The following is a 25,990-nucleotide window of genomic DNA, read 5'->3' as shown; positions in this document are numbered from 1 at the left end:
CCATGTCCCTGCTGAAATCCCGGCGCCTGTGGTTCGCCGCGGCCGTCTCGGCCGCCCTGGTCGCGGGCGCGATCGGCGCCACGAGCTCGGGCGCCGCCACCGCCCCGGCGGCCGCCCCGGCAGCCGCCCCGACGAATCCCCCGGCGTCCTACCCGAACCCGGGCGTCGTCACCGGGAACACCGGCGCGCACGACCCCTCGGCGGCGAAGACGCCCGCGGGCGGCTACATCGTGGCGTACACCGGCGCCAACATCCAGCTCAAGACCTCCACCGACCGCACCGCCTGGCGCAACGCCGGGGCCGCGTTCCCCGGCGGCGCCTCGTGGACCCTGCCCTACACCGGTGGCAGCAACCAGCTGTGGGCGCCGGACATCTCGTACCACAACGGCACCTACTACATGTACTACGCGGCCTCGACGTTCGGCTCGAACCACTCGGGCATCTTCCTGGCCACGAGCGGCACCGGCGCGTCGGGCTCGTGGACGAACAAGGGCCTGGTCATCGAGACGACGACGTCGAGCAGCTACAACGCGATCGACCCGAACCTGGAGGTGGACGCGTCCGGCGCCTGGTGGCTGTCGTTCGGGTCGTTCTGGACCGGCATCAAGCTCATCGCCCTCAACCCGTCGACCGGGCTGCGGGCCGACACCACGGTCCGCTCGATCGCCCAGCGCACCGGCTCGTCGACGGCCATCGAGGCGCCGTACATCTTCCGCCACGGCGGCTACTACTACCTGTGGGTCTCGTTCGACCTGTGCTGCCGCGGCGCCTCGAGCACCTACCGCGTCATGGTGGGCCGCTCGGCGAGCATCACCGGGCCGTACACCGACCGCAACGGCACCGCGATGACCTCGGGCGGCGGGACCCAGGTGCTGGCGACCCACGGCGCCATCCACGGCCCGGGCCACCAGGCGGTGCTCGCCGACAACGACGGCGAGGTGCTGTTCTACCACTACTACAGCAACAGCGGCGCGTCCTACCTGGGCATCAACCTCATCGGCTACGACTCGGCGGGCTGGCCCTTCGTCTCCTGACGCCCGATGCGTTCCCGCGGCGCGGTCAACGCGCCGCGGGCGGCGGACCCGAGACAGCGCCCGCGGCCGTGGCCGCCGCCACCGGCTCGGCGCCGGCCGCGTCCCCGGCCGCGGCGGCGGGCTTGTCGCGGAAGACCCACCAGCGCGAGAGCGTGTACGTGAAGATCGCGACCACGCCCGCGGCGAGCAGGCGCGACAGGCGGACGTCGAGGCCCAGCGCGTACAGGCCCGAGGAGACGCCGACGGTGATGCAGTAGTCGCCGACGGCCACGACGGCGAAGCGCACCACCTGCCCGCCGACCGGCGCGTGGGAGCGGAAGTTCACCGTGCGGTTGAGCACGAAGTTGAGCGCGAACGCGGCCAGGTAGGCGATCGACACCGCGACCGGGATCGGCAGGTGCGTGGTGTGGCGCAGCGTCATGAGGATCGCGAGGTCCACGGAGAAGGTGAACGCGCCGAGCATCGCGAAGCCCGCGAGCTGGCGCGGGAGCACCTTGCGCAGCCGCGGCGGCAGGCGGTCGACCCACCCGGTCAGCATGTCGCCGGCGCGCTGCGCTGCGGTCATGGACCGTATCCTGCCCTACGCGCGTGAAGCCCGGGCGGAGACCCCGCGAACACTGGCGCCGTCAACCGTCGGCTCCGCGACTCCCGCGGACGAGGGTCGCGGGTGACCGGCGGGACGCGCGATTCGAGGCGTGCGCGGTGGCGGCGTGCAGGGGATAGGGTCGGACGCATGTCGGTGAGCGAGGACTTCCAGCAGGCCCAGGTCGACGTGAAGAAGCTCGGCGCCCGGCCCGGCAACGATGTGTTGCTGAAGCTGTACGCGCTGTACAAGCAGGGCACCCACGGCGACGCGAGCGGGAGCCGGCCCGGGATGTTCGACCTCACGGGCCGGGCCAAGTTCGACGCGTGGAAGTCGGTTGCCGGGACGGACCAGGAAGAGGCGCAGCGGCAGTACGTCGAACTCGTCCGCCGGCTCCAGGGCCTGTAGCGCGCGGCTCAGTGGCCGCGGAAGGCCTCCTCCAGCCACCAGGAACCGCGCGACGCCGTCACCTTGGCGTCGATCAGCAGGGGGCGGTCGCGGGGGCCTTCCAGCCACGCGCGCACCGGGGCCAGGTCGGCCGCGGAGCGCACCACGACGCCGTCGCAGCCGTAGCCCCGCGCGATGGCCGCCAGGTCGGTGTCCGGGAACGTCACCGTCTCCAGCGGGTGGCCGTGCGGGCCGAAGTGGTGGACCTCGGCGCCGTACGCCGCGTCGTCGTACACCACGATCACCATCGGCAGGCCGAGCCGCACGACGGTTTCCAGCTCCGAGATGCCCATCAGGAAGCCGCCGTCGCCGAGGGCCGCGACCGGGAGCCGGTCCGGCCGGGCCACGGCGGCGCCGATCGCGGTCGCCAGGCCCAGGCCGATCGACTGGAACGCCTGGGTGAAGCAGAAGCCGGCGGCGTCGGGCACGGCGAGATACATCGACGGGTAGCCCATGAAGTTACCCGAGTCCACGCTGACCGTGCGCGCCGCGGGGAGCAGGTCGTCCAGGGCGATCGACAGGGTTCGGGGGTCGATGCGGCCGTCGGCGGACAGGTCCTCGAACGGCTCGTCCCGCCAGCGCACGCTCGGCAGCGGCCGCGTGCGGTAGCCGGTCGAGGCCGGCACCGCGGCGAGCACCGCCGTGGCCGTGGCGGCCGCGTCGCCCAGGACGCCCAGGCCGGTGTGCAGCGCGTCCGGGTCGACGTCGACCTGCGCCACCGCCGCCCCGGGGCCGATCAGCCGCCCGTGCCGCGTGGTCCACATGTTCAGCGAGCAGCCCCACGCCACGACCGCGTCGGCGCCGGCGATGCGCTCGGCCGCGGCGGGTGAGGCGAACCCGCCGGCCACGTCGAGGTACCACGGGTCGCCGTTGAACAGGCCCTTGGCGACCGCCGAGGTGGCCAGCAGCGCCCCGCACCGCTCGGCCAGCGCCGCGATCGCCGCCGCGGCACCGGGATCGCGGGCGCCGCGGCCGGCGATGAAGACCGGGCGCCGGGCGGCGGCGAGAAGATCCGCCAGGGCGCGCACCGAAGCCTGATCCGGCAGGTGTACCGGCGGCAGGACCGCTGCCGCCGCTGCGACATCCGCGGTCTCCGCGGCCTGCACGTCCAGCGGCAGGCTCACGAGCACCGTGCGGCGCTCGATCCGGGCCCGGCGGGCCGCCCGCAGCACGTCGGCGACCGCGCTCGCCGGGGTCGCCGCGCGCTCGAACGCGGCGCCGATCCCCGCCGCGAGCGCGGCCTGGTCGAGCCGGAAGTTCGAGCGGGCGCCGGCCGCGCCCGTGTCCGCCGCGAGCACCACGAGCGGGGTGCGGCTCTTGGCCGCCTCGGCGATGCCGGTCAGCGCGTTGGTCACGCCCGGCCCCTGGTGCAGGCTCAGCACGCCGAGCCGGCCCGAGGTGCGGGCGTAGGCGTCGGCCATGACCGCCGCGCCGCCCTCGTGCCGCGCGGCGACGAACCGGGCGCCCGCCGCCACGAGGGCGTTGGTCAGGTGGAAGTTGCCGCTGCCGACCACCCCGAAGACGCGCTCGACCCCGGTGGCGGCCAGGGCCCGGCCGATCGCCTCGGCGACGAGCATGTCAGCGCTCGACCAGGGCGAGCACCCGCGCCGGGCTGCCGGAGCCGCGCACGATCGGCAGCGGGCCGGCGACCACCACGGCGCCCCGGGCCGGCAGGCGGTCCAGGTTGCGCAGCTGCGTCAGCCCGTACTTCCCCGCCCCGAGCAGGAACGAGTGGCACGGGAACGGCGGGTCGAAGGAGTGCGCGGCGCCCGCGTCCGTGCCGACCGTCTCGACGCCCATGCCGATGATCGGGGTCTCCTCGGCCAGCCACTTCGCGCACGCCGGGGAGACGCCGGGGGTGTTGCCCGCGTTGCGGTAGGCGGCGTCGTCGTCGCCCCGCGCGTCCCAGCCGGTGCGGTAGAGCAGCCAGCCGCCGTCGGGCAGCGGCCCGTGCTCGGCGGTCCAGGCCCGCACGTCCTCGATCTCCAGCAGGTAGCCGGGGTCGGCCGCGGCCTGCTCGGCCCGGTCGATGACGACGGCCGGGGCGAACAGCTTGCGCGCGGGCACCTGGGCCACGTCCTCGCCGTCGCGGCCCGTCACCCAGTGGATCGGCGCGTCGAAGTGGGTGCCGGTGTGCTCGCCGGAGCGGAAGTTGTTCCAGTACCAGGCCGGGCCCCGGTCGTCGTACTTGCTGATCTCCTCGAACTCGAAGCGCCAGGTGTTGCCGAACGGCTCGGGCAGCTGCAGGATCGGCGTGTCGTTGCTCAGCGGGGCGGTGAGGTCGACGACCTCGATCGAACCGGCCGCGACGGCCTCCACCAGATCGTTCAAGAGCGACATGCCGCGACCGTAATTGCCGCGCCCGAGCCGTCGCAAGGGTTCCCACACCCCGGCTCACCCGCGACCGCCGTGACGGGTGCGGGACGGAAAACGCAGCCGTTATGACAAACGTGTGACTGTCGGCCGTACGGCTGGCGCGAACCCAGCGGCGCAGCTAACATGATCGATGAGTCCGGCGTCTTCCCCCGTGGATGCCGGACTCCTTTATTGCCCGGCTTCATTGTGCCGCCAGGTCGCGCAGGTAGTCGTCCAGCCGACCGGCCGCCGTCAGCATCGCCCGCGCGCGGGCCGAGTGCCGCGAGCGCCACGTTTCCAGCGTCGAGGCCAGGGCCTGCGGGCCGCCGGCCGCGCGCACCTGGCGGACCACGGCCGCGATGTGGGCCAGCAGGTAGCCGCCGCGCCGCAGCAGATGGGCCAGCTCGGCGTCGCGGACGTCGGCGGGGCCGTACACGCGCTGACGGGTGGCCCGGTCCCGTTCCGGGGCCAGAATCCCGGCCCGCTCCCACTTGCGCAGCGTCGCCGGCTTCACCCCGAGCCGATGGGACAGGGCGCCGATCGGCAGGGGCTGCTCGGCCGGGGGCGGCAGCGGTGCGGCCAGGACCCGGGCCGCCGACTCCACGCCGTCCAGGGTTTCGCGGTCCCGGAGCAGCTGGGCGTGGCTCGCGTCCAGCAGGCGCAGGGCACCGTCCACGTCGCCGGCGCCGACGGCCCGCATCACGTCCCCGGCGACCGCGTGGCCGTGCGCGGGGACCAGGGCCAGGAAGGCGCGCAGGGCGGCCGCGTGCACGTGGGTGTACCGCCGATAGCCCGAAACCGTCCGCGAAGCCGGCGGCAGCACGCCGTCGCGCTCGTAGTTGCGCACCGACTGGGCCGAGATCCCGTGCTCCCGGGCCAGGTCGACCGGCCTTTGAGGCTTCACCAGACAAACTCCAGGCAGTGCGCGGTCAAAGTCTCACAAGGAGGTTCAGCGATACGGTAAAGGTCATGCTAGTGCGACTCCACGACGGCTCCACCGTCGACGCCGAGATCCACGGCACCGGCCCCACGGTGCTGCTCCCCGTCAACCCGAAGCCGGTCGAGGGCCCGAAGGCCGACGAGCTGCGCCAGTGGGGTGCCGACCCGGCCCTCGGGCGCCGCCTCGTCGACGGGCTGGCCGGCACCTTCAGGGTCGTCGCCTTCGACTACGAGGGCCACGTGCTCGCCGAGCCGAAGCCGGACACGCTCACCCCCGGCAACATCTGCGCCGACATCCTCGCCGTGGCCGACGCGACCGGATCGGACCGGTTCGCCTGGTACGGGTACAGCTGGACCGCCGTCAGCGGCCTCCAGCTCGCCGCGCGCACGGACCGGCTCACGGCCCTGGCGATGGGCGGCTGGCCGCCCCTGGGCGCCCCGTATGCGGCCATGCTGCGGGTCACCACGGCCACGCACGCGATGGCCGCGAACCCGCCGGCCGCGCGCGAGCGGACCGGCGACGCGTGGGCCGACGCCGAGCTCACCCTGTCGGAGCCCGAGACCCGCCAGTTCATGACGTTGTACCAGGGCCTGCGGGACTTCGACGAGCGCGCCGCCCTGGCGAGGGTGGCCTGCCCGAGGCTGTGCGTCGTCGGCGGGGCGGACCGCATCACCTACGACGAGCGCTGGGGCGGCGTCACCGTCGACCTCGCGGCGGCGGTCGCGGCCCACCGGACCGAGCTGGAGTCCACGGGCTGGGAGGTCCATGTGCTCGACGGGCTCGACCACATGGGCGCGATGCAGGCGGACACGGTCCTGCCGATCCTGGCGCCGTTCTTCGGGAGAGCGCTCTCTGACGAAAACCGGTAGTCTCGCGCGATGCTGCGTCTGGTGTTCGGCGCCCTGCGGCGCAGGGGTGCGCAGAGCCTCGCCGTGTTCGCGCTCGCCGCGCTGTTCGTCGCGGTCGCCGCCGCCGGGCCGCTGTTCGACGCCGCGGCCGCCGCGCGCACCACCGCCGCCGACCTCGCCGGGACCACGCCGGCGGACCGGCTGCTGTCGGTGCGCCGGCCCGTGGCGAGCGGCTCCGACCCGGCGGCCGCGCTCGCGGACTTCCGGCGCGCGGCCGAGGCCGTGCTGCCCCCGCCCGGCGGGCCGGTCGCGCTCGGGCTGACCCAGACGCTCATCGCGCGCGTCGGCGGCCTCGGGAAGATGGTGCCGCTGGCGTACCGCGACAACGCCTGCGACCACATGCGCATCGAGGGCGCCTGCCCGGCCGCGCCCGGCGAGGCCGTCGTGAGCCGCGCCGCCGCCAAGGCGCTCGGCCGGCCGGTCGGCGGCGAGATCGAGCTGCGCACCCAGCAGACCGGCGCCGGCCCCCCGCTGACGGTGCGGATCGTCGGGCTGTACGACCGCGCCGACCCCGGCGGCGGCTGGTGGGCCGACCCCTCGTTCGCGCCCGGGCGCATCGCGGCCGGCGAGGAGACCGTCGACCCCGTGTTCCTGCCGATCGGCGCGTTCACCGGGATGCTCGCCGCGCCCACCGCCGTCTACACCGTGCCGGCCCCGCAGACGCTGCTCGAGGACGGCTTCGACGCGACCGCGTACGCGCTCAAGTCGGCCGGGTTCGACTTCACCGCCCCGCCGGACGCGCTGCTGGCCCAGATCTCCGGCGACCGGGCGGCGACCCGGCGCGGGGTGCTCGCCGGCTGGGTGCAGGCCCTCGTGCTGTGCGCGCTCGCGCTCGGGATCGTCGGGCGGTACACCGCGCAGGACCGCCGCCCCGACTACGCCCTGCTGCAGCTGCGCGGGGCCACCCGCGCCCGCACCGTGCGGCTCACGGTGTGGCAGCAGCTGCTGCCGATGCTCGCCGCCCTGCCCGCCGGGCTCGCGCTGGGCTGGGCCTCGGCCCGGCTGGCCGCGGGGGCGCCGGCCCCGGTGCGCGCATTCGCCCCGGCCGGGATCGCCGCCGCCGTCGCCCTCGCCGCCGGGCTCGCCCTGCTCGTGCTCGCCGACCTGCCGCTGCTGCGCACCCCGGTGGCCGAGCTGCTGCGCCGCGCCCCGGCGCCCGGGCGGCGCGGGGCCGCCCTGTTCGACCTCCTGCTCGTGGCCGGGGCCGTCGCGGCGCTGTTCCAGGTGCGCTCGCAGGAGCCGGCGGCCGTACCGTCCGGGCTCGCCGTGATCGCCCCGGTGCTGCTGACCCTGGCCGCCGCGACCCTCCTCGCCCGGCTGGTCACCGCGCTCGCGGGGCGGGCCGGGCGCGCGGCGCTGCGGGCCGGGCGGGTGCCGGCGGCGCTCGCCGCGCTGCAGTACCACCGCCGCCCCGGCATCGACCGTATCTTCGCGCTCGTGGCCGTCGCCGTGGCGCTGCTCGGGCTCGCGGGCGGGGACCTGCTCGCCGGGCGCGACGCGCGCGCCGACCGCACCGCGGTGGAGCTGGGGGCCGAGCGCGTGCTGACGGTGCGGGCGGCCAGCCAGGCGACGCTGCTGCGGGCCGTACGGCTGGCGGATCCCGGCGGCCGGGACGCCATGGCGGTCGCGCTCGACGACACCACCGCCCCGCCCGTGCTCGCCGTGGACGCGTCCCGCCTCGCGGCCGTCACCCGCGGCGCCGGCGCCCTGCCCGCCGAGACCGCCGCGGTGCTGGCCCCGGGCCGGGCCGGCGAGCTGCCCCCGGTCGAGGGCACCGGCCTCACCCTGGCCGCGCGCAACGACTCCCCCGGCCCGCTGCGGCTGACCGTGCAGCTGGCCAACACCGGCACCGGCGCGGCCGTGAGCGTGACCGTCGGGCCGTTCGCCCCCGGCGAGCACGAGGCGAGCGCACCGCTGGCCGGCTGCGGGGCGCCCGGCTGCCGGATCGTCGCGCTGGCGCTGGCCGGGCCGGACGACCAGGACGGCAAGCCGGCGGTGCCCGCGGCCTCCTCCGCGCTGACGGTACGGTCCCTGCGCCAGAACGACGCGAGCGCTCCCGTGCTCGACGCGGACCGGCTCGGCGACCCGCGGCGGTGGCGCGCCGTGCTCACCGGGCCCGGCATCGTGGTGGCCCCGTCCGACGGCGCGCTGACGCTGCGCATGCCGCCCCCGCCCGAGGAGGGCACCTCGCAGTCGCGGCCGGACACGCGCGCGTACGTCGTCGACGGCGCGCTGCCGATCCCGGCCGTGCTCGCCGGGGACCCGCCCCGCGGCTGGGCCTCGGCCGAGCCCACCGTGTCGCCGTTCGGCTCGCCCGCCCAGCCGCTGCGCATCGCCGCCCGGCGGCCGGTGCTGCCCGTGCTCGGCGGCGCCGGGCTCGTGCTCGACCTCGACGCCGTGCAGCGCGCGCTGCCCGGCCCGGCGAGCACCGGCACGCTGCAGGTGTGGCTGGCCGCGGGCGTCACCCCGGCCCGGGCGGCCGCGATCGCCGACCGGATCGCCGCGGCCGGGGTCGAGGTCGTCGGCTCCGAGACCGCGGCCCAGCACCGGGCCCGCCTGGCCGAGCAGGGCACCGCGTTCGCGGGCCGGTTCCGGCTGCTGTCCGCGGTCGCCGGGCTGCTGCTGGCCGCCGTCGCCGCCGCGGCCGCGGTGTCGGTCGAGCGCCGGGTGCACGCGGCCGAGGTGCGGGCCATGCGGGTGCAGGGCGTGCCGGCGCGGGCCACGGTCACGGCCGGGGCCGGCGGGCAGGCCGCGCTGCTCGTGCTCGGCACGCTCGGCGGCCTGGCCGCGGCCGCGTTCGCCGGGTGGGCGATCGACGCGCCGGTGGCCGCGTTCGTCGACGACTGGCATCTCACCGCGCCGCCGCCCGCCCTGCGCCCGGGCGCGCTGGGCCTCGCCGGGCTCGCCGCCCTGGCCGTGCTCGCCGTCGCCTCCGGGCCGGCGCTGCTGACCCGCCCCGGCGGGCGGAAGGGCGCCGGCCGATGATCTCCCTCGTCCTCGCGATGCTGCGCACCCGCCGCGGGCAGGCGGTCGCGCTGCTGCTGCTCACCGTGCTCGGGGTCGGCGCGACCGTGGCCGTGCCCGCCTACCTCGCCGCCGTCGACGTGGCCGTGGCCCGGGGCGAGGTCGCCGCGGCCGGCCCCGGCGAGCGCGCGATCACCGTCACCTCCGAGGCCGACGTGCGCGGCACCGCGCAGAGCATCGACTTCGACAGCGTCGCCGGGGCGCTGCTGGACCAGCCCGGGTTCACGCACGTGTACGCGGTGCAGTACCCGGTCATTGGCCTGGAGACCGGCGGCGACGGCAGCTCGCACATGGTCTTCCGGCAGGACGCGTGCGCGCACCTGGAGATGGTGTCGGGGCGCTGCCTCGTGGGCGCGGGCGAGATCGTGCTCGGCGAGCAGACCGCGAGGCGGCTCGGGCTCGAGGCGGGGTCGCACCTCACCCTGTGGTACGCCCGGATCGTGTCGAACTCGCTCACCGGGGTGGCCACGTTCGAGCCGGACGGGCCCGCGAGCGAGGTCGTCGTCGCCGGCGTCTACCGGCCGGTCTCGCCGTCGGAGCAGTACTGGGGCAACCACGAGTACTTCGCCGCCGACGCCACCGGCCGCGCCGCCGAGCCCGTCTTCACCAACGTGGCCACCGTCGAGCGGCTCCAGCCGCACCTGGCCGAGGTCTCCCTGGACGCGACCGCCGACCCGGGCGTGTTCGACGCGATCGGGCCGCTGCGGGACCGCGTCGAGCAGCTGCGGCAGCGGGTCAAGGCGGTCGGCGGCGACTACCGGGTCACCACCGGCCTGCCGGGGCTGATCGACCGGGTGCAGCAGAGCCGGGACCTGGCCCGCCGCAGCGTGCCCGCCGGGGCCGTGCCGCTGCTCCTGCTCGCTTATCTGGCGCTGTACCTCGCCGTCGACTACGGCTCCGAGGGCCGCCGCCCGGAGCTCGCCGTCGTCGCGCTGCGCGGCACCCGCTGGTGGCAGCGGCTCCTGCTCGCCATCGGGGAGCCCGTCGCCGCCATCCTCGCCGGGGCCGTCGCCGGGCTGGTCGCCGGTCGCCTCGTCGTGGCCGCGCTCGTGGGCTGGCGGCTGCCGGGCGTCGCGTACTCCCTCGACCTGACCGACCCGGGCGGCGCCGGCCTCGCCGCGCTGACCGCCCTGGGCGCGATCGCCGTCGCGGTCGTGGCCCAGCGCCGCCACCTCGCCGGCCCCGTCGTCGACCTGCTGCGCCGGGTCCGGGCCCGCACCTCCCTGGGGTGGCGCTCCGCCGTCGTCGTGGCGGTGCTCGCCGCCGCCGCGCTCGTGCAGCTGTTCACCACCGAGGGCCGCCTCGACGGCGTCGGGCTGCTGGCACCGGCGCTGTGCATCGCCGCGCTCGCGGTCGCCTGCGCGCGGCTGCTCGCCCCGGCCGCCCGGGCGCTGGGCCGCTCGGCGCTGCGCCGGGGCCGGCTCGGGCTCGCGCTCGCCGCGCTGCAGGCCGGCCGGCGCCCCGCGGCGCAGCGGATGCTGCTGCTGCTCATCACGGCGGTGGCGGTGCTCGGCTACGCCGTGAGCGCCACCGACGTCGCCGCGCAGGACCGGGATCTGGCCGCCCGCATCGGCACCGGGGCCACGCGGGTGCTCGAGGTCGGGCCGGCGACCCGCCAGCAGCTCCTGCACGCGGTGCGCCAGGCCGACCCGGGCGGGCGCTGGGCCATGGCCGTCGCGCAGCTGCCGCCCGGGGCGCCCGGCGAGCCGGCCAAGCTGGCCGTGGACGCCGCGCGGGTGCCCGCCGTGGTGCCGTGGCTGCCGCAGTACGGCGACGTCGACCCGGCCCGCGTCCCCGCCCTGCTGCATCCGCCGGCCCGGGAGCCGGTGGTCATGGACGGCAAGCTCGTGCGCTTCGACGTGGACGTGACCAGCCAGGGCGACGAGCCGGTGCGGGTCAAGGCCGTGCTGGAGTCGGTGACCGGGCGCGGGTCGGCCGTGCTCGACCTGGGGACGGTGGCCTCGGGGCCGTACACCCTCAGCCGCGCCGACGCCGTGTGCACCGACGGCTGCCGGCTGGCGGCGCTGCGGCTCAGTTCCGACCGCATCGGCGGGGCCGCGATCAACGCGACCCTGACCCTGCGCGGGCTGTCCGCGGCGACCGCGGACCTGGCCGACGCCGGCCATTGGCGGGCCACCGGCGGCACCCTCACCGCCACCGGGGAGGGGCTGCGCTTCACGGTCAGCGGGGTGCTGACCGACGGGGCGTGGTTCCAGCCGGCCGATGCGCCCTACCCGCTGCCCGCCTTGGCGACGGTACCGCTCCCCCCGCGCCTCGCCGGCGTCGACGGCCGCCCGACGGACGTGCGCCCCGCGGGCCGCGCCGAGGCCCTCCCGCGCGTGGGCTCGTTCGGCGCGCTGGTCGACCTCGAGTACGCCGACCGCGTCTCCTCCGACGGCGGCGGCGCCCTCGAGCCGGAGGTGTGGCTGTCCGCCGCGGCGCCGCCCGACGCGCTGGACCGCCTGGCCCGCCAGGGCCTCATCGTCGCAGGCGAGCGCAGCGCCGACTCGGTCCGCGCCCGCCTCGACGGCGAGGGCCCGGCCCTGGCCCTGTGGTTCCACCTGCTCACCGGCGCGCTGGCGGTCCTGCTGGCCGCGGGCGGCATCACGACGATCACTGCCGTGGACCGCTCGGCCCGCGCGGCCGACCACGACGCGCTGCGCACCCAGGGCCTGAGCCGCGCGGCGCTACGGCGGGCGGCGCTGTGGACGTATCCGGCGCTGGTGCTCGCCGCGGGCCTGCTCGGCCTCGCCGCGTCCCTGGCCGTGTGGCGCCTGACGGGCTGGTCGCTGCCGGTGTTCGGCGCGGCGGCCGAGCTGCCGTCGCTGCCCCTGCCGCACTGGCCGGCCACCCTGGCGCTGCCGCTGACCTGGCTGGCGAGCACGGCCCTGCTGTCACTCGTAGCGGCCCGGCGCTCGTGACGGTAGGCTGATACATCGACGTTTATAACTGGAGGTTCGCCGTGCGCACTCTGGTTCTGCTGGCCGTGCTCGTGTTCGCCTCCGCCGCGGACGCCTCGCCCGGCGTGACGGCCTTCTCGCACACGCCGGGGACGGCGTGGTGGCACGACACCGCGGGCCGGTTGGTGGTGAGCGCCGACTCCACGGTGACGGCGGTCGGCGCCCTGACCCGGGCGGTCTCGCGCTCGGGCGGCACCGTGGTGCGCGAGCCGGGCGAGCTGCGCCGGCACATCGCGGGCGGCGACCCCTTCTACGGCGCGACCGGCGGCCGCTGCACCGTCGGCTTCAACGCGCGCTCGCTGCCGGACTACTACGTCCTGGCCTCGGCGCACTGCGTGGGCGCCGTGGGGTCGACGGTCTACACGAACGCTGCGCGCACGGTCGTCCTCGGCACCGTGGCGACCAAGAACACGATGTACGACTACGCGCTGGTGCGGTACACGAACACGACGCTGACGCACCCGAGCGCCGTGCACCTGCCCAGCGGCGCGCTCACGCCCATCGCGAGCTTCGCCCCCGGCTACGTGGGCCAGGCGGTGACCCGGGTCGGCGCCACGACGGGCCAGCACACGGGCACGATCACCGCGCTGAACGCGACCGTGAACTACGCGGACGGCATCGTGTACGGCCTGATCCGCACCTCGGTCTGCAGCGAGCCGGGCGACAGCGGCGGACCGCTGTTCGCGGGCACGCAGGGCATCGGGATGGCCTCGGGCGGCAGCGGCAACTGCACGAGCGGCGGCGTCACGTACTTCGCGTCGGCCTCCCGGGCCGCGAGCGCCTACGGCGTCACCGCCTACTGACCCTTCCGCGAGGTTCGCCGGGCCCGGGTGGAGTGCATGCGTTACCGTGCGCTGCGTGCAGAACTCGATCGACGCCGCCATCGTCGCGGTGACCGTGTACCCCTCGCAGGCCCGGGTGACGCGCCGGGGCCGGACCACGCTCGAGGCCGGCGACCAGGTCGTCGAGGTCGGGCCGCTGCCGCTGCGCCTCGACGCCGACTCGATCCGGGTCAGCGGGCGCGGGCCCGCGACCGTGCTCGGCGTCGACCTCGTGCTGCGCCGCCGGGACAAGCCGTCCGACACGACCGTCGCCGCGGTGACCGAGCAGCGGCGCCGCCTGGCCGCGGAGTCCGACGAGATCGAGGACGCCGAGACGGTCCTGCGCCAGCGCCAGGCCTTCCTGATCGCCCTCGGCGAGCGGGCCACCGGCGCCTACGCCCGGGCCCTGGCCGGCGGGGACGCGGCGGCCGAGTCGGTGACCGCGTTCTCGGCGACCATGGGCGGCGAGCTGGCCTCGGTGCTGGCCGGCATCCGCGACCTGCAGCGCCGCCGCACCGAGGTGAGCGACCGGATCGCGGCGCTGGACCGGCAGCTGCGCGACCTGGCCGGCAAGCGGGAGCCGGACGCGCACTACGCCTCGATCGCCCTCGCCGTCTCCGAGCCCGGCGCCGTCGAGCTCGACGTGTCCTACCAGGTGTCGGGGGCCGGGTGGCGCTCGACGTACGACGTGCGCCTCACCGGCGACACCTTCCAGCTGAGCTGGTTCGGGCTGGTCGAGCAGAGCACCGGCGAGGACTGGCCGGAGTGCGAGCTCGCCCTGTCGACCGCCCGCACCTCGGGCACGGCCACGATTCCCGAGCTGTCGCCGTGGTACCTCGACCCGCTCCTGCCGCCGCCACCGCCCCCGGTCTACGCGTCGCGCTCGTTCGGCGGGGCGCCCGGCGGCCCGCCGCCCGCCCCGATGGCCGCCATGCCCAAGGCCCAGCCGGCGATGCTGGAGGCGGCGCTGGACCTGGCCGCCCCGATGGAGCTGGGCCAGGCGCGGGCCGAGGAGGGCGCGACCGCGGCCACCTACCGCCCGGCCCGCCCCGTCGCCGTGCCCGCCGACGGCACCACCGCCCGCGCCACGATCTCGGTGCTGGACCTGGCCGCGCGGCTCGACTACGTCACGGCGCCGGCGGGCTCCACCGACGTACACCTGCGGGCCGTGGCGACCAACTCGTCCGGCCACACGTTCCCGCCCGGCCCGGCGGCGATCTTCCACGAGGCCGACTTCGTCAGCCGGACCGCGCTGCAGACGTGGGCGCCCGGCGAGGAGCTCGAGCTGGCGCTGGGCCTCGACGACCGGGTGCGGGTCGAGCGCGAGCTCACGAAGCGGACCGCGACGAAGGCGACGCTGGGCTCGAGCCGCCGTCGCGAGGTCGAGTACCGCACCACGATCGCGAACTACACCGGCCGCGAGATCCGCCTGACCGTGCTCGACCAGCTGCCGGTGAGCCGCCACGACGGCATCACCGTGCGCGAGACCGCGGTCGAGCCGGCCCCGGCCGAACGCACCGAGCTGGGCGTGCTCACCTGGCGCGCGGTGCTGCCGGAGGGTCAGCAGTACGTCCTGAGGCTCGGCTACCGCGTCGAGACCGGCAAGGGCATCGAGCTGTCCGGCTGGCGCGAGTAGTGGTATGAGCCCTTTGACATGTATCGATAGATGTCGATAACTCTATAGCGTGGATCGGGTCCCGCCCACAAGGAGGTACCCGATGCTCAGACGCAGGCTCGCCGCCGCGCTGCTGGCCCTGGCCGCCCTCGCCGGCGTCCAGCTGGTGACCGGCGGCCCGGCGTTCGCCGCCACCCGCACCCTGTACTACGACTCCAGCACCGCCCAGGAGTTCGTCTCGGTCGTCGACCAGGCCGCGAGCCTGTGGAACACGAAGGTGACGAACGTGCGCCTGGTGAAGGCCGCGGCGGGGCAGACCCCGAACATCCGGGTCTACGCGGACAACGGCTGGCCGCGCACGTACACCACGTCGCTGGGCAACGGCCGCTGGTACATGGGCCGCGAGGCGGTGAACGACGGCTACTACAAGCTGCGCATCGCCACGCACGAGTTCGGCCACATCCTGGGCCTGCCGGACAACCGCACGGGCCTGTGCGGCGACCTGATGTCGGGCAGCAGCGCGCCGGTGTCCTGCACCAACGCGAACCCGAGCACGGCCGAGGCCGCGCAGGTACAGCGCAACTTCGCGGCGGGCCTCACGGCGGGCACGGTCCCGGCCGCCGACGGCGCCGAGGTCGTCTCCATCGGCTGACCGCCCCCGCCGATGGCCGCGGCCCGTCCGGCGCCGCGGCCGCCGGTGCTGCGGGTCGCGGCTCCCGCCCGGACCCGAGGTCGATTTCCCGCGGCGGACGTCAACGCCCGCGCATTCGGGCTCGACCTGATGCTGGGCACACGGACGGGACTGATCTTCGAGATCTTCAGCGACGCCTACTACGCCGAGTGGCGCTTCGTGTTCTGGCTGCCCGAGGACGAACGGCGGCTTCCCGTGTTCGATCTCGAACGGCCGGTCGAACCGGGCCTCGTATGACCCGGCCGCGGTCTTCAGCCCCATCCGCGATGCAAGGTCGCTGGCCGCATGAAGCTACGAACCCCGGCCTCGATGACGAACACGAGCACGGCGGCGGCCAGAACGACGTACGCCGTGACGCACGCGAGTTCCGTCCTCACCCTCGGCAGGCTTGGCAGACCCAGCCACATCGACCGAGCGCGTCATCGACGCGGCACAATGGCTCGGGCGACGAGAAACCCGGCCCGGCGAAGACCGGGACGGCGGGCCGAGCGCGACCGGCATTCCCGCTACGGATGTGCCTGCCCGTGCCGGGCGGCGCGGCCAAGGCATTGCAGCCGGACTCCATCGGCTGGTTGGTGTACCGCGGGTCCATTGATCGGGCGAGTTCTTTCGATGCGTGCGCAGCTCTGTAGAACCGCGCGCCGCAGCGGCGTAGCGTGACGTGAACTTCCGGTCGCCGGGCCATTGCATTGCCGGCGACCGTTCGCGGCGCGAACCGCCGGGCGGAAGGGGTCATGACGTGAGCAGCAATGACGTAATCTTGCTCGAGTCGATGATCAAGCAAGATCATGAACGCTCGGCGCCCCGGATGAGCGTGTCAAATCATCATACGTTCTTCGCGGCACGTCACTACCTCCGCCAGAAGTTCAGCCCAGGACATGACGATCTTCTCGGTGGCATCGTCGACGGCGAGAAAGATTGCGGCATCGACGCCATGCACCTGTTCGTCAACTCCATGTGCCTCAGCGACGACAGCCACCCGAATTTCGGGCGCCGCGCCCGGATCGATCTCGTGCTCATGCAAGTCAAGAACTCCAGCGGCTTTGCCGAGACACCCATCGACAAGCTCCTGGTGAATCTTCCGAAGCTGCTGGACTTCGGTCGTGACGAAAACGCAGTTGCCGAGTTCGCCAACGCTCGCGTCATCGAGATCTCCCGCCGCTTCCTGGACACATACCGCCGTCTCGAGATGCCCGACCTGAACATCACGGTGATCTTTGCGTCGCTCAAGGCGGACCACGTTCACCAGTCCGTCCAGCGAAAGGCGACGGAGCTTGAGGCCTGCATCAAGAGGATCTTCGGAGGCTGCCAACCGTCCGTCGAGTTCCTCGACGCGGTGGGCATCAGCGATCTGGCCCGGCAGCCCATCAGCGTCACCCGGAAGCTCCAACTGGCCGAGAACCCCATATCAACCACCATCGGTGGATATATCGGCGTCGTCAGACTGAGTGACTACGACCGGTTCATCACTACGAAGAACGGCGAGCTCGACTCCACGTTGTTCGAGGCCAACGTCCGAGACTATGAGGGCGAGTCCTCGGTCAACCGAAGCATCCAGGAGACCCTCGATGCCGTGAGCCCGCGGGAGGACTTCTGGTGGCTCAACAACGGCGTCACCATCGTCGCGGCCAGGGTGCAGCCGGCGAACAAAGTGTTGGAACTCGAGTCGCCGCAGATTGTGAACGGCCTGCAGACGTCCACCGAGATCTACAAGCGGCGTGCGTTGAAGGACGATGAGCGCAGCGTCCTCGTCAAAGTCATCGAGGCCAGGGACAACGCCAGTCGCGAACTCATCATTCGAGCCACCAACAGTCAAACGCCCTTCGGCCCCAGCACGCTCAGGGCGACCGATCGTGTCCAGCGACAGATCGAGGAGTACCTCGAGCAGCATGACCTCTTCTACGAGCGGCGCCGGCGGTACTACTTCAACCTCGGCAAGCCGATCGATCGTATCGTCTCGATCGACGAAATGGGTCAAGCTGTCCTGAGCGTCCTCGTGCAGATGCCACACATCGCTCGCGTAAGTCCGAGCAAGATCTTCGAGAAGGAGATCTACGAGCTGGTGTTCCACCCAAGCCGGGAACTCGCGGCCTACGGCGCGTGCATCGAGATACTGCGTGCCGCCGGTGATCACCTCCTGGTCAAGGAGGGGCTCAGCGCGGTCGACGATTACCGCTACCACCTCGCCATGCTGCTTGGCATGGTACTCACGGCGAAGGAGGAGCCTGATTCCAACGACGTCGCCGCTCTCGCGGACAAGAGATTCTCGACGGCCATGGCGACCGAGTTGGTGGCGCTCATCAAGGAGGAATACGGCCGGCTGGAGCGGTCACGCAAAGTCAGGACGCTGGATCGCCTTGCAAAGGACGAGCATGTCACGAAGGCGATCTACGACCGGGGGCGCAAATACGTCCGCGGTATGCCGGGCGCCGCGCCTACCCGCAGGGCCCGGCGACCGATGAAGCGGCAGACGGACTAACGGCCGGCAGACACGTCAGCAGTCGTGACGCCGCAGGCGGTTACGTGGAGACCTGTTCGACGCGACCGAAGGGCTCGTGTCGAGACCCGCGACCGGCAACGGTGAAGAACAGCATCGACACGCTCAGGGCGACGACCAGCCCGGTGACGCGCGCGAGTTCCGCCCGCACGCCCCGAGGACAGGCCCGGCGCGCCGGCGGCCGCAGCCCCGTTTCCCGCTACCGCACCAGGTACTCGGCGCCCTCGCGGGCCGGCCAGCGCAGGCGGGTCCGGCCCGCGGGCGCGCCGCCGACCTCCACCGCCCCCGCCGGGGCGTCGGTGAACCCCGCCAGCTCGACGGTCAGCGGACCGTTGGCCCCGGCGACGACCTCGGCCTCGAGCAGTGCCCCGTCCGCCCAGGTCACCGACGCCGTGTGGCCGCCGCGGCAGCGGATGCCGCGCACCGAGCCCGACGGCCACGACGGCGGCAGCGCGGGCAGCAGTGACACGGCGCCGTCGTGGCTCTGGACCAGCAGCTCGGTCAGGCCCGCGACCACGCCCAGGTTGCCGTCGACCTGGAAGATCCGGCCGCTCGGGCGGCCCGCGTCCGGGTGCAGGGTCAGCAGCGAGGCCGAGCAGAGCTCGTCCAGCAGCGCGGCGATCGTGGACTCGGCCAGGGGCGCGTCGCGCAGGCGGGCGGCCAGGCACAGGATCCAGGCGCGGCTCCAGCCGGTGTGGCCGGAGCCGGACGCGAGGCGGGTCCGCAGCGCCGTGCGGGCCGCGGCGAAGTCGGCCGGCGTGCCCGTCTCGGTGATGCGGGTGCCCGGGTAGAGGCCGTACAGGTGGGACAGGTGGCGATGGCCGGGCTCGCGCGGGGGGCGATCGTCGTACCACTCCAGCAGCGCCCCGTCCGCGCCGGTGCCGACCGCGCGCAGGGTCGCGAGCGCCGTGGCCGCCTCCCGGGCCAGGGCCGCGTCGGCCGGGACGGGCCAGCGGGCCGACAGCGCCGTGAACCGGGTCAGCACCTCCCGCGCGAGCTCCTGGTCGAGCGTGCAGCCCCAAGAGGTGGCGGCATGTCCATCGGTACCGGATCCATCGGTACCGAATGCGAAATGGTGCTCCGGAGACGTCGACGGGCTGACGACCAGCGCGCCGCGGCCGTCGTCGACCAGCATGTCGAGCGTGAAGCGGACGGCGGCCCGCAGGATCGGCAGGGCCACCGCGCGGCCGAAGTCGCGGCCGGCGCCGAAGGCGAGGTGGTCCCAGGCGTGCGCGGACAGCCACGCCAGGGCCGACGGCCAGTTCGCCCACTGCGGGTCGCCCGGCACCGGCGCGGTGAACCGCCACAGGTCGGTGTTGTGGTGCGCGGCCGCGCCGCGGGCACCGTAGTGCCGGGCCGCGGTGCGCTCGCCCGCCACGGCCAGGTCGCGGGTCAGCGCCAGCAGCGGCTCGTGCAGCTCGGGCAGGCCGGTGGTCTCGGCCGCCCAGTAGTTCATCTGCGCGTTGATGTTCGTCGTCCAGTTGCTGCTCCAGCCGGGGCGCACGTCGGCGTTCCAGATGCCCTGCAGGTTCGCGGGCTGCGTGCCGGGGCGGGAGCTCGCGATGAGCAGGTAGCGGCCGAGGTGGAACAGCCGCTCCGCGCGGGCGGCCCCGGGCGAGGCGGACAGGTCCAGGTCGGCGCGGGCGAACAGCCGCCGGTGGTCCTCGGCGTGCCGGGCCCGCAGCCGCTCCGGCGGCACGGCGAGGGCGCGGGCCAGGCGGGCCACGGCCGCGGCGGCGAGCGCGTCGAGGTCGGCGCCGGGCCGGCGGCCCGGGCCGCGGAACCCGGTCACCGCGGCGAGCAGCAGGCGGGCCCCGTCGCCGTGGCGGCGGACGGCGGCGGCGACCGCGAAGCCCATGCCGGCCGCGACCGAGCCGGCGGCGTCGGGCCGGTCGCCCGCGTACACCACCGGGTGCTCGTGGTCCGCGACGTAGCTGGGCACGACGTGGGCGGGGGCGCGGCCGGTCCACACGAGACAGTCGGGGTCGGCGACGCGGACCGCGCCGATGCCCGGGTGCGGGGTGTGCAGGCGCGGCGCGATCGCCCGCGGCCCGGCGCCGGGGCCGGTCGCGGTGAGCACGAGCACGCCGTCGGGGGCGGACGCGAACGCGGTGAGCCGGACCGGGCCGGAGGCGCTGACGTACTCGGTCACCGCCTCTGCCCCGGCGAGGTCCAGGCGGCGGCGGTACCCCGCGACCGCGCGATGGTCGCCGTAGCGCCACTCGAGCCGGCCCAGCGGCTGGTAGGACTCGGTCCAGTCGGTCCCCTGCAGCGCGCGGGCCAGCTCCTCGGCCCGCGCGTGGTCCCCGGCGGCGACGGCCCGCCGCAGCTCGGGCAGGACTCCGGACCTCTCCGGTCCACTGTGGACGGCCAGCGGGCCGCCCGACCAGAGCGTGTCGGCGTTCAGGTCGGCCGACTCGACGCCCGGGCGGCCGAAGAGCATCGCGCCCAGGCTGCCGTTGCCGATCGGGAACCCGTCCTCGAACTCCGCCGCCGGGGCGTCCAGGGCGATGGTGTACCGCTCGCTCATGCCCCGGCCCGAATCTGCACCCGGCCCGAGCCGTGGTCGAGCAGGAACACGAGGTTCCCGCGGCGCACGGCCTCGACCCCGGCCGGCAGGCCGTCCAGCACCGGGCGCACCCCGGCCTCGGCGCAGACCCGGGCGAGCAGCCGCGCGAGCGCGCCGGGCTCCGGGACGGTGGCGAGGTACCAGGCCCGGCCGTTGCGGAACACCAGGGGCCGCCCGTCGAGCGGCCCGCCCCGGGCGGACGCGATCACCTCCGCCGAGGTGGGTTCGGCCCACTCCGCCCAGGTGGACGCGGTGAAGTCGCCGACCGCAACGGGCGCCTCGAGGGGCCAGTGCTCCTCGACCCGCACGCCCACGACGTCCATGAGCAGGCCGGGCCACCCTCCGAGGTGGACCCGCTCGTCGGCGTCGGCGATGCCGCTGAACGGCCCGAGCACGAACGTCCCGCCGCCGTCCACATAGGACCGGACGGCATCGGCGACCGGCTCCGTCACCTGGTACAGGTTCGGCGCCAGCACGAGCTTGTAGCGGGACAGGTCCGCGTCCGGGCGGGCGAAGTCGCAGGTGATGTTGGCCCGCCACAGCGGGGCGTAGTACTCGGTGAGGCGGTCCACGTAGCGGAACCCGGCGTGCGGCTGGTGCGGCAGCTCGGCCGCGCGCCAGGACTCCCAGTCGAGCAGGATCGCCACGTCGGCCTCGACGGCGGAGCCGAGCAGGCCGTCCGCGTCGGACAGCTCCCCCAGCGCGGCACCGAGGGCGCAGGCCTCGCGGAAGACCCGCGAGTCCGGCCCGGCGTGCGGCAGCAGCGCGCCGTGGGCCCGCTCGAGCCCCTGCCGGGAGGCGCGCCACTGGAAGTGCAGCACCCCGTCGGCGCCGCGGGCCACCGCCTGCAGCGACCACAGCCGGTTGAGGCCGGGCCGCTTGGGCGTTGCGATCTCCCGCCAGCTCGCGGCGCCCGGCGACTGCTCCATGAGCAGCCAGGGGCCGCCGCCGAGGGAGCGCATCACGTCCTTGGACATCGCGCCGCGCAGGGCGGCGTCGGGGTCGTTCGGGTCCGGGTAGGTGTCGAGGGAGACGAAGTCCTCCTCCGCGGCCCAGCGCCAGCCGTCGACCGGGCGGTAGAAGTCCATGAAGTTCGTCGTGACCGGCACGGCCGGGTTGCGGGACCGCACGGCGTCGCGCTCGGCGGTGTAGCACTCCAGCAGCAGGTCGGAGCCGAACCGCTGATAGTCCAGGTCCTGCGTGGGATTGCCGATGTACTGCACGGTAAGCGGCGGCGTCACCTCGTCCCAGGCCGAGTACCGCTGCGCCCACACGGCGGTGCCCCAGGCGGCGTTGAGCGCGTCGAGGCTGCCGTAGCGGGCCCGCAGCCAGCCGCGGAACCGCTCCGCGCAGTGGCCGCAGTGGCAGGTGGTGCCGTACTCGTTGCCGATGTGCCACAGCCGCAGGGCCGGATGCCCGGCGTAGCGGTCCGCGAGCGCCTCGGTGACGGCGAGCGCGGCCCGGCGGTACTCGGGCGCGCTCGGGCAGTAGTGGTTGCGGGAGCCGTAGTGCCGGCGCACCCCGTCCGGCCCCTGCGGCAGCGTGTCCGGGTGCCGGTGGCCCAGCCACGGCGGCGGCGACGCGGTCGGGGTCGCCAGCGCCACCCCGATCCCGCCGTCGTGCAGCAGCCCGAGCACGGTGTCGAGCCAGCCGAACTCGAGGCGGCCCGGCTCCGGCTCCAGGGCCGCCCACGCGAACACGCCGACGGTCGCCAGGTTCACCCCGGCCTCCCGCATCAGCCGCACGTCCTGCGGCCACACCTCCGGCGGCCACTGCTCGGGGTTGTAGTCCCCGCCGAACAGCAGCCGGCCGCGGGTCGCGTCGCCCAGCGCAGGCATCGGCTCAGCCCTTGATCGCGCCGACCAGCATGCCCTTGGTGAAGTGCCGCTGGACCAACGGGTAGACGAGCAGGATCGGGATGAGGGTCAGGGTGACCACCGCCATCTGCAGCGAGAGGGTCGCGATCTGCTGGTGCCCCGCGTACTGCCCGGTGCCGGTCGTCCCCGAGCCGGGCATGTTGGAGCCCTGCAGCGTGTACATGTACATAATCATCTGCAGCGGCCACTTGCCGTTGTCGGGCAGGTAGAGCAGCGCGTTGAAGAACGAGTTCCAGTAGCCCACGGCGTAGAAGAGGGTGATGACGGCCAGCACCGCGCGCGAGGTCGGCAGCACCACCGACCACAGGATGCGCCACTCCCCCGCGCCGTCCATCCGGGCGGCGTCGAGCAGCTCCGGGGCGGTACTGCTGAAGAAGCCACGCATCACGAGGATGTTGAACACCGAGACGGCCGCCGGCAGGATCATCGTCCAGTACTGCCCGTAGCCGCCCAGCGCCGTGACCACGAGGAACGTCGGGATCAGGCCGCCGCTGAAGAACATGGTGACGACCAGGAACAGCAGGATGAACCGGTGGCCGAACGAGCCGTGCCGGGACAGCCCGTAGGCGCACAGCACCGTCACCGCCATCGACAGGGCGGTGCCGACGACGGTGATCGCGAGGCTCACGAGCAGCGAGTGCGTGACGAGCTGGTTGGTGAAGATCTGGCGGTACGCCTCCAGGGTCAGCTCCCCGGGGACGGTCACCAGCCCGCCGGCCTCGTTGATCGCGGCCTGCGTCGAGAGGCTGGTGAGCACGATCGTCCACAGCGGCAGCAGGATGAGCACGCAGACGACCACGAGGGTCAGGCCCTTGACGCCCTGGCCGACCGGGCCGGTGCGCTCCTCCCAGGCGGGGCCGTGGTGCTTGCGACGGGTGCGTGTGATGTCAACGGTCATCTCTGCGGTACAACCCATCCTCGCCGAAGGCGTGCGCGAGCTTGTTCGCGGCGAGCACCAGCACGAGGGAGAGGATCCCCTTGAACAGGCCGGCGGCCGCGCCGTAGCTGAAGTTGTTGTTGACGACGCCGTAGTAGTAGGCGAACGTGTCGAGCACCTCGGAGGCGTCCCGGCCGACGGCCTGGCGCTGGATGAGCATCTGCTCGAAGCCGACCGTCAGCGCGTTGCCCAGCCGCAGCACGAGCATGAGCACGATGACGCTGCGCATGCCCGGCAGCGTGATGTGCCACATGCGCCGCCACTTGCCGGCCCCGTCGGCGGCCGCCGCCTCGTACAGGCTCTGGTCGATGGCGGCCAGCGCGGCGAGGAAGACGATGATGCCCCAGCCGGCCTCCTTCCACACGGCCTGGGCGGTGACCAGGTACTTGAAGGCGTCCGCGTTGGTCATGATGTCCCAGGTCTCCCAGCCGTGCCGGCGCAGGAGGGTGTTGAGCGCGCCGGCGCCGCCGAGCATCTCCTGGAACACGGTGACGACCAGCACCCAGGAGAAGAAGTGCGGCAGGTACACCACCGACTGCACGAACGAGCGGACCCGGGCGTTCACGACCTCGTTGAACAGCAGGGCGAGCGCGATCGGGACCGGGAAGTACAGCACCAGCTGCACGGCGCTGATCACCAGGGTGTTCTCGAGCGCGTGCCAGAAGATCGAGTCGGTGAGGAGGCGCTCGAAGTTGGCGGTGCCGACCCACTCGCTGTACCAGAACCCGCTGTAGATGTCGTAGTCCTGGAACGCGGTGACCAGGCCGACCATCGGCGCGTAGGCGAACACGGCGAGCAGCACGATCGCCGGGACCGTCATGAGCAGCAGCGAGCGGTCGCGGCGCAGGCGGATGCGCCAGAGCCGGGGTCGGGGCGCGGCGGCGCCGCCGGCCTGCTCGGCCGGCGGCGCCGTCTTCGCGGGAGTCGTCGCGGTCACCGGACGTCCGTGCTCACTTGCCGGTGCCGTACTTCTCGCGGATGCCGTCGTAGAACTTGCGCAGGTCGTCGCCGCCCTGCTTGCGCCAGTTGTCGACGGCGTCGGTCCACGCCGAGATCGGCTTGCGGCCGAGCTTCACGTCGACGATCGTGTCGATCATCGGCTGGCCGAGCGACGCGAACCGGGTCGGCTCGGAGACGTTCATGCCGTAGAACAGCGGCTTGTAGACGTGCTTGACCATCTCCGCCTGCCAGGCCGCGTAGTCCTTGACGACCTGGGTGGCGCCGGACTGCACGGTGACGGCCGAGGCCGGGCAGGCCAGGAACTGGTAGGTCGTCGCGATCTCCTTGCTGCCCTGCTCGGTCAGCAGCGGGTTGTTGTCCTTCATGGTGAAATCGGTGCCGGGGGCGCCGAAGTTCACCGTGAGCCACTCGGCCGAGCCGTAGGGCGCGGCCAGATAGTTGGCGACGTTGAGCAGCTCCTTGATCTGGGTGTCGCTGAGCTTCTTGTTCAGGTAGCTGAACATCCCGGCGCCGTTGCCCAGCTCGATCTTCGGGTCGGCGCCCTTGGCGCTGAACAGCTTGAACGCCTGCCGGTTGTAGTTCGGGTCGGCCGCGGAGCCGGACTTCTGGTCGTCGCCGGCCCAGGCTCCGGTGCCGTCCGCGCAGATCGCGACCTTGCCCGACCAGAAGCGCTGCTTGGCGTTCTGGCTGTTGTTGGCGACCGCGTCCGGGTGCATGTAGCCGGCCTTGACCATCTTGGCGTGCCAGTTCAGCGCCTCGACGATGCCCTCGGACTCGTACCGGTGCTGCAGCTTGCCCGCGGAGTCCAGCTTCCACGGGTAGCTGCCGCTGCCGAACTCGAAGAGCTGGTTGATGTAGGCCGCATCGTTGCCGAAGAGGTCGTCGAACGCCCACACGCCGGCCTGGGCGTTGGTGAGCTGCTTACCGAGGGCCTCGAGGTCGGCCAGGCTCTTGACGTCGGGCGAGGCGCCGGCCTTGTCGAAGAGGTCCTTGCGGTAGAAGTAGCAGCCGGCGACGACCGCGTTGGAGGAGTAGATCGGCAGGCCGTAGAGCTTGCCGTTCCAGACCCCGGAGATCCAGGCGTTGGGCGACAGCGCGGCGAGGTTCGGGTACTGCTTGATCTTGTCCCCGGCCAGGTAGGGCGTCAGGTCGGCGAACTTGGCCCCGACCGCGTCGCCGAAGCTCAGCTTGGGGGTGTTCCAGCTCGGGATGTTGATCCAGTCCGGCAGCTTGTCCGAGGCGAACAGCGGCGGCAGCAGGTCGCCGTAGGTGTTGCCGTCGGCGGGCTGCATCTTGAGCGTGGCGCCGAGGGCCTTGTTGACGGTGTCGTAGTACACGTTGCCGCTCGAGGGCGGGATGGAGCCCCACAGCGGGGTCATCGCCGTGTACGACCCGCCCGAGCCGACGGCCCCGGTGACCGACTTCGGCGGGTTGGCCGGGTAGCTCAGGAAGGCCGGGTCGGTCGTGGCGCCGTTGGCCCCGTTGACGACCGGGATGTCGGGCTTGACCGAGCTGCCGGGCACGTAGGAGGGCAGCGCCTTGCTCAGGTCGTCCTGGCTGGTGGTGCCCTCCTTCTTGTCCTTCGGGCTGCCGCAGGCATCCAGTAACGGGGTCGCGGCGATGATGGCGACGGAGGCGAGCAGGCCGCGCCGGCTCAGGCTTGCCATGGGTGGACCACCCTTCGGGGATGGGAGAGTGCACGCGGACGGTGGGCGCTCCGAAGTTTCGAAAGGGGTGTCGAAGCGCTTCGAGGCACAGACCCTAGGACATCG

At 73.9% G+C, this 25,990-nt stretch carries 20 protein-coding genes; 10 read left to right on the top strand and 10 right to left on the bottom strand.

Annotation, left to right across the window (positions count from 1 at the left end; genetic code table 11):
- Positions 1–2: 2 nt before the first annotated feature.
- Positions 3–1,034 carry an arabinan endo-1,5-alpha-L-arabinosidase gene (locus tag AC6JBM_RS03315; RefSeq protein ID WP_497982130.1) on the top strand — a complete coding sequence of 344 codons (1,032 nt, stop codon included), beginning with the start codon at positions 3–5 and terminating at the stop codon, positions 1,032–1,034.
- A 25-nt stretch (positions 1,035–1,059) separates the two neighbouring features.
- On the opposite strand, the gene AC6JBM_RS03310 is transcribed toward AC6JBM_RS03315, so the two are convergent.
- Positions 1,060–1,599 carry a GtrA family protein gene (locus AC6JBM_RS03310; protein ID WP_497982129.1) on the bottom strand — a complete coding sequence of 180 codons (540 nt, stop codon included), beginning with the start codon at positions 1,597–1,599 and terminating at the stop codon, positions 1,060–1,062.
- 168 nt (positions 1,600–1,767) lie between these two features.
- Here AC6JBM_RS03310 and AC6JBM_RS03305 point away from each other — a divergent pair, with 168 nt between their 5' ends.
- On the top strand, positions 1,768–2,025 hold the full coding sequence (locus AC6JBM_RS03305) for an acyl-CoA-binding protein (protein ID WP_497982128.1): 258 nt from the start codon (positions 1,768–1,770) through the stop codon (positions 2,023–2,025).
- Positions 2,026–2,033: 8 nt separating this feature from the next.
- Here the strand turns inward: AC6JBM_RS03305 and AC6JBM_RS03300 are convergent, their stop codons facing one another.
- The 3 genes from AC6JBM_RS03300 to AC6JBM_RS03290 form a co-directional block, all read right to left on the bottom strand.
- Entirely contained in the window at positions 2,034–3,641 is a 1,608-nt protein-coding gene (locus tag AC6JBM_RS03300) for a thiamine pyrophosphate-binding protein (protein WP_497982127.1), read from the bottom strand.
- 1 nt (position 3,642) lies between these two features.
- Positions 3,643–4,404, bottom strand: a complete 762-nt coding sequence (locus AC6JBM_RS03295) for a cyclase family protein (RefSeq protein ID WP_497982126.1) — start codon at positions 4,402–4,404, stop codon at positions 3,643–3,645.
- 217 nt (positions 4,405–4,621) lie between these two features.
- Complete coding sequence (locus AC6JBM_RS03290; protein ID WP_497982125.1) at positions 4,622–5,323, bottom strand: TioE family transcriptional regulator; 702 nt, start codon at positions 5,321–5,323, stop codon at positions 4,622–4,624.
- Positions 5,324–5,388: 65 nt separating this feature from the next.
- Between AC6JBM_RS03290 and AC6JBM_RS03285 the strand changes: the two genes are divergently transcribed.
- The 8 genes from AC6JBM_RS03285 (at position 5,389) to AC6JBM_RS03250 (ending at position 17,857) form a co-directional block, all read left to right on the top strand.
- Positions 5,389–6,228: an alpha/beta fold hydrolase gene (locus tag AC6JBM_RS03285; RefSeq protein WP_497982124.1), complete on the top strand. Its 840-nt coding sequence runs from the start codon at positions 5,389–5,391 to the stop codon at positions 6,226–6,228.
- A 9-nt stretch (positions 6,229–6,237) separates the two neighbouring features.
- A complete protein-coding gene (locus tag AC6JBM_RS03280; RefSeq protein WP_497982123.1) occupies positions 6,238–9,252 on the top strand; it encodes an FtsX-like permease family protein in 3,015 nt (1,004 codons plus the stop codon).
- Positions 9,249–12,212: a hypothetical protein gene (locus AC6JBM_RS03275; protein WP_497982122.1), complete on the top strand. Its 2,964-nt coding sequence runs from the start codon at positions 9,249–9,251 to the stop codon at positions 12,210–12,212. The genes AC6JBM_RS03280 and AC6JBM_RS03275 overlap by 4 nt, the downstream gene beginning before the upstream one ends.
- Positions 12,213–12,253: 41 nt before the next feature.
- Positions 12,254–13,054: a S1 family peptidase gene (locus tag AC6JBM_RS03270; protein WP_497982121.1), complete on the top strand. Its 801-nt coding sequence runs from the start codon at positions 12,254–12,256 to the stop codon at positions 13,052–13,054.
- A gap of 55 nt (positions 13,055–13,109) precedes the next feature.
- A complete protein-coding gene (locus AC6JBM_RS03265; protein WP_497982120.1) occupies positions 13,110–14,708 on the top strand; it encodes a mucoidy inhibitor MuiA family protein in 1,599 nt (532 codons plus the stop codon).
- A gap of 82 nt (positions 14,709–14,790) precedes the next feature.
- Positions 14,791–15,339, top strand: coding sequence for a snapalysin family zinc-dependent metalloprotease (locus AC6JBM_RS03260; protein ID WP_497982119.1), 549 nt, complete (start codon positions 14,791–14,793; stop codon positions 15,337–15,339).
- Positions 15,340–15,384: 45 nt separating this feature from the next.
- Complete coding sequence (locus tag AC6JBM_RS03255) at positions 15,385–15,615, top strand: hypothetical protein (RefSeq protein ID WP_497982118.1); 231 nt, start codon at positions 15,385–15,387, stop codon at positions 15,613–15,615.
- 502 nt (positions 15,616–16,117) lie between these two features.
- Positions 16,118–17,857, top strand: coding sequence for an AIPR family protein (locus AC6JBM_RS03250; RefSeq protein ID WP_497982117.1), 1,740 nt, complete (start codon positions 16,118–16,120; stop codon positions 17,855–17,857).
- Between the two features lie 40 nt (positions 17,858–17,897).
- On the opposite strand, the gene AC6JBM_RS03245 is transcribed toward AC6JBM_RS03250, so the two are convergent.
- Genes AC6JBM_RS03245 through AC6JBM_RS03220 form a run of 6 tightly spaced genes read right to left on the bottom strand, consistent with a single transcriptional unit; the run spans position 17,898 to position 25,885 of the window.
- Entirely contained in the window at positions 17,898–18,026 is a 129-nt protein-coding gene (locus AC6JBM_RS03245; protein WP_497982116.1) for a hypothetical protein, read from the bottom strand.
- A gap of 48 nt (positions 18,027–18,074) precedes the next feature.
- Complete coding sequence (locus tag AC6JBM_RS03240) at positions 18,075–20,405, bottom strand: glycosyl hydrolase family 95 catalytic domain-containing protein (protein WP_497982115.1); 2,331 nt, start codon at positions 20,403–20,405, stop codon at positions 18,075–18,077.
- Complete coding sequence (locus AC6JBM_RS03235; protein ID WP_497982114.1) at positions 20,402–22,282, bottom strand: beta-galactosidase; 1,881 nt, start codon at positions 22,280–22,282, stop codon at positions 20,402–20,404. Before AC6JBM_RS03235 ends, AC6JBM_RS03240 begins: the two co-directional genes overlap by 4 nt.
- A 4-nt stretch (positions 22,283–22,286) precedes the next feature.
- Complete coding sequence (locus AC6JBM_RS03230; protein WP_497982113.1) at positions 22,287–23,219, bottom strand: carbohydrate ABC transporter permease; 933 nt, start codon at positions 23,217–23,219, stop codon at positions 22,287–22,289.
- Positions 23,209–24,195 (bottom strand): ABC transporter permease, encoded by a 987-nt coding sequence (locus AC6JBM_RS03225; RefSeq protein WP_497982112.1) that lies wholly within the window; start codon positions 24,193–24,195, stop codon positions 23,209–23,211. Before AC6JBM_RS03225 ends, AC6JBM_RS03230 begins: the two co-directional genes overlap by 11 nt.
- A 13-nt stretch (positions 24,196–24,208) precedes the next feature.
- Positions 24,209–25,885: a type 2 periplasmic-binding domain-containing protein gene (locus tag AC6JBM_RS03220; RefSeq protein WP_497982111.1), complete on the bottom strand. Its 1,677-nt coding sequence runs from the start codon at positions 25,883–25,885 to the stop codon at positions 24,209–24,211.
- Positions 25,886–25,990: the final 105 nt, after the last annotated feature.

It is taken from the genome of Dactylosporangium thailandense (genome assembly GCF_059739745.1).
Note: the sequence above shows the minus strand (reverse complement) of the source record. Positions and strands in the feature narration are given on the sequence as shown.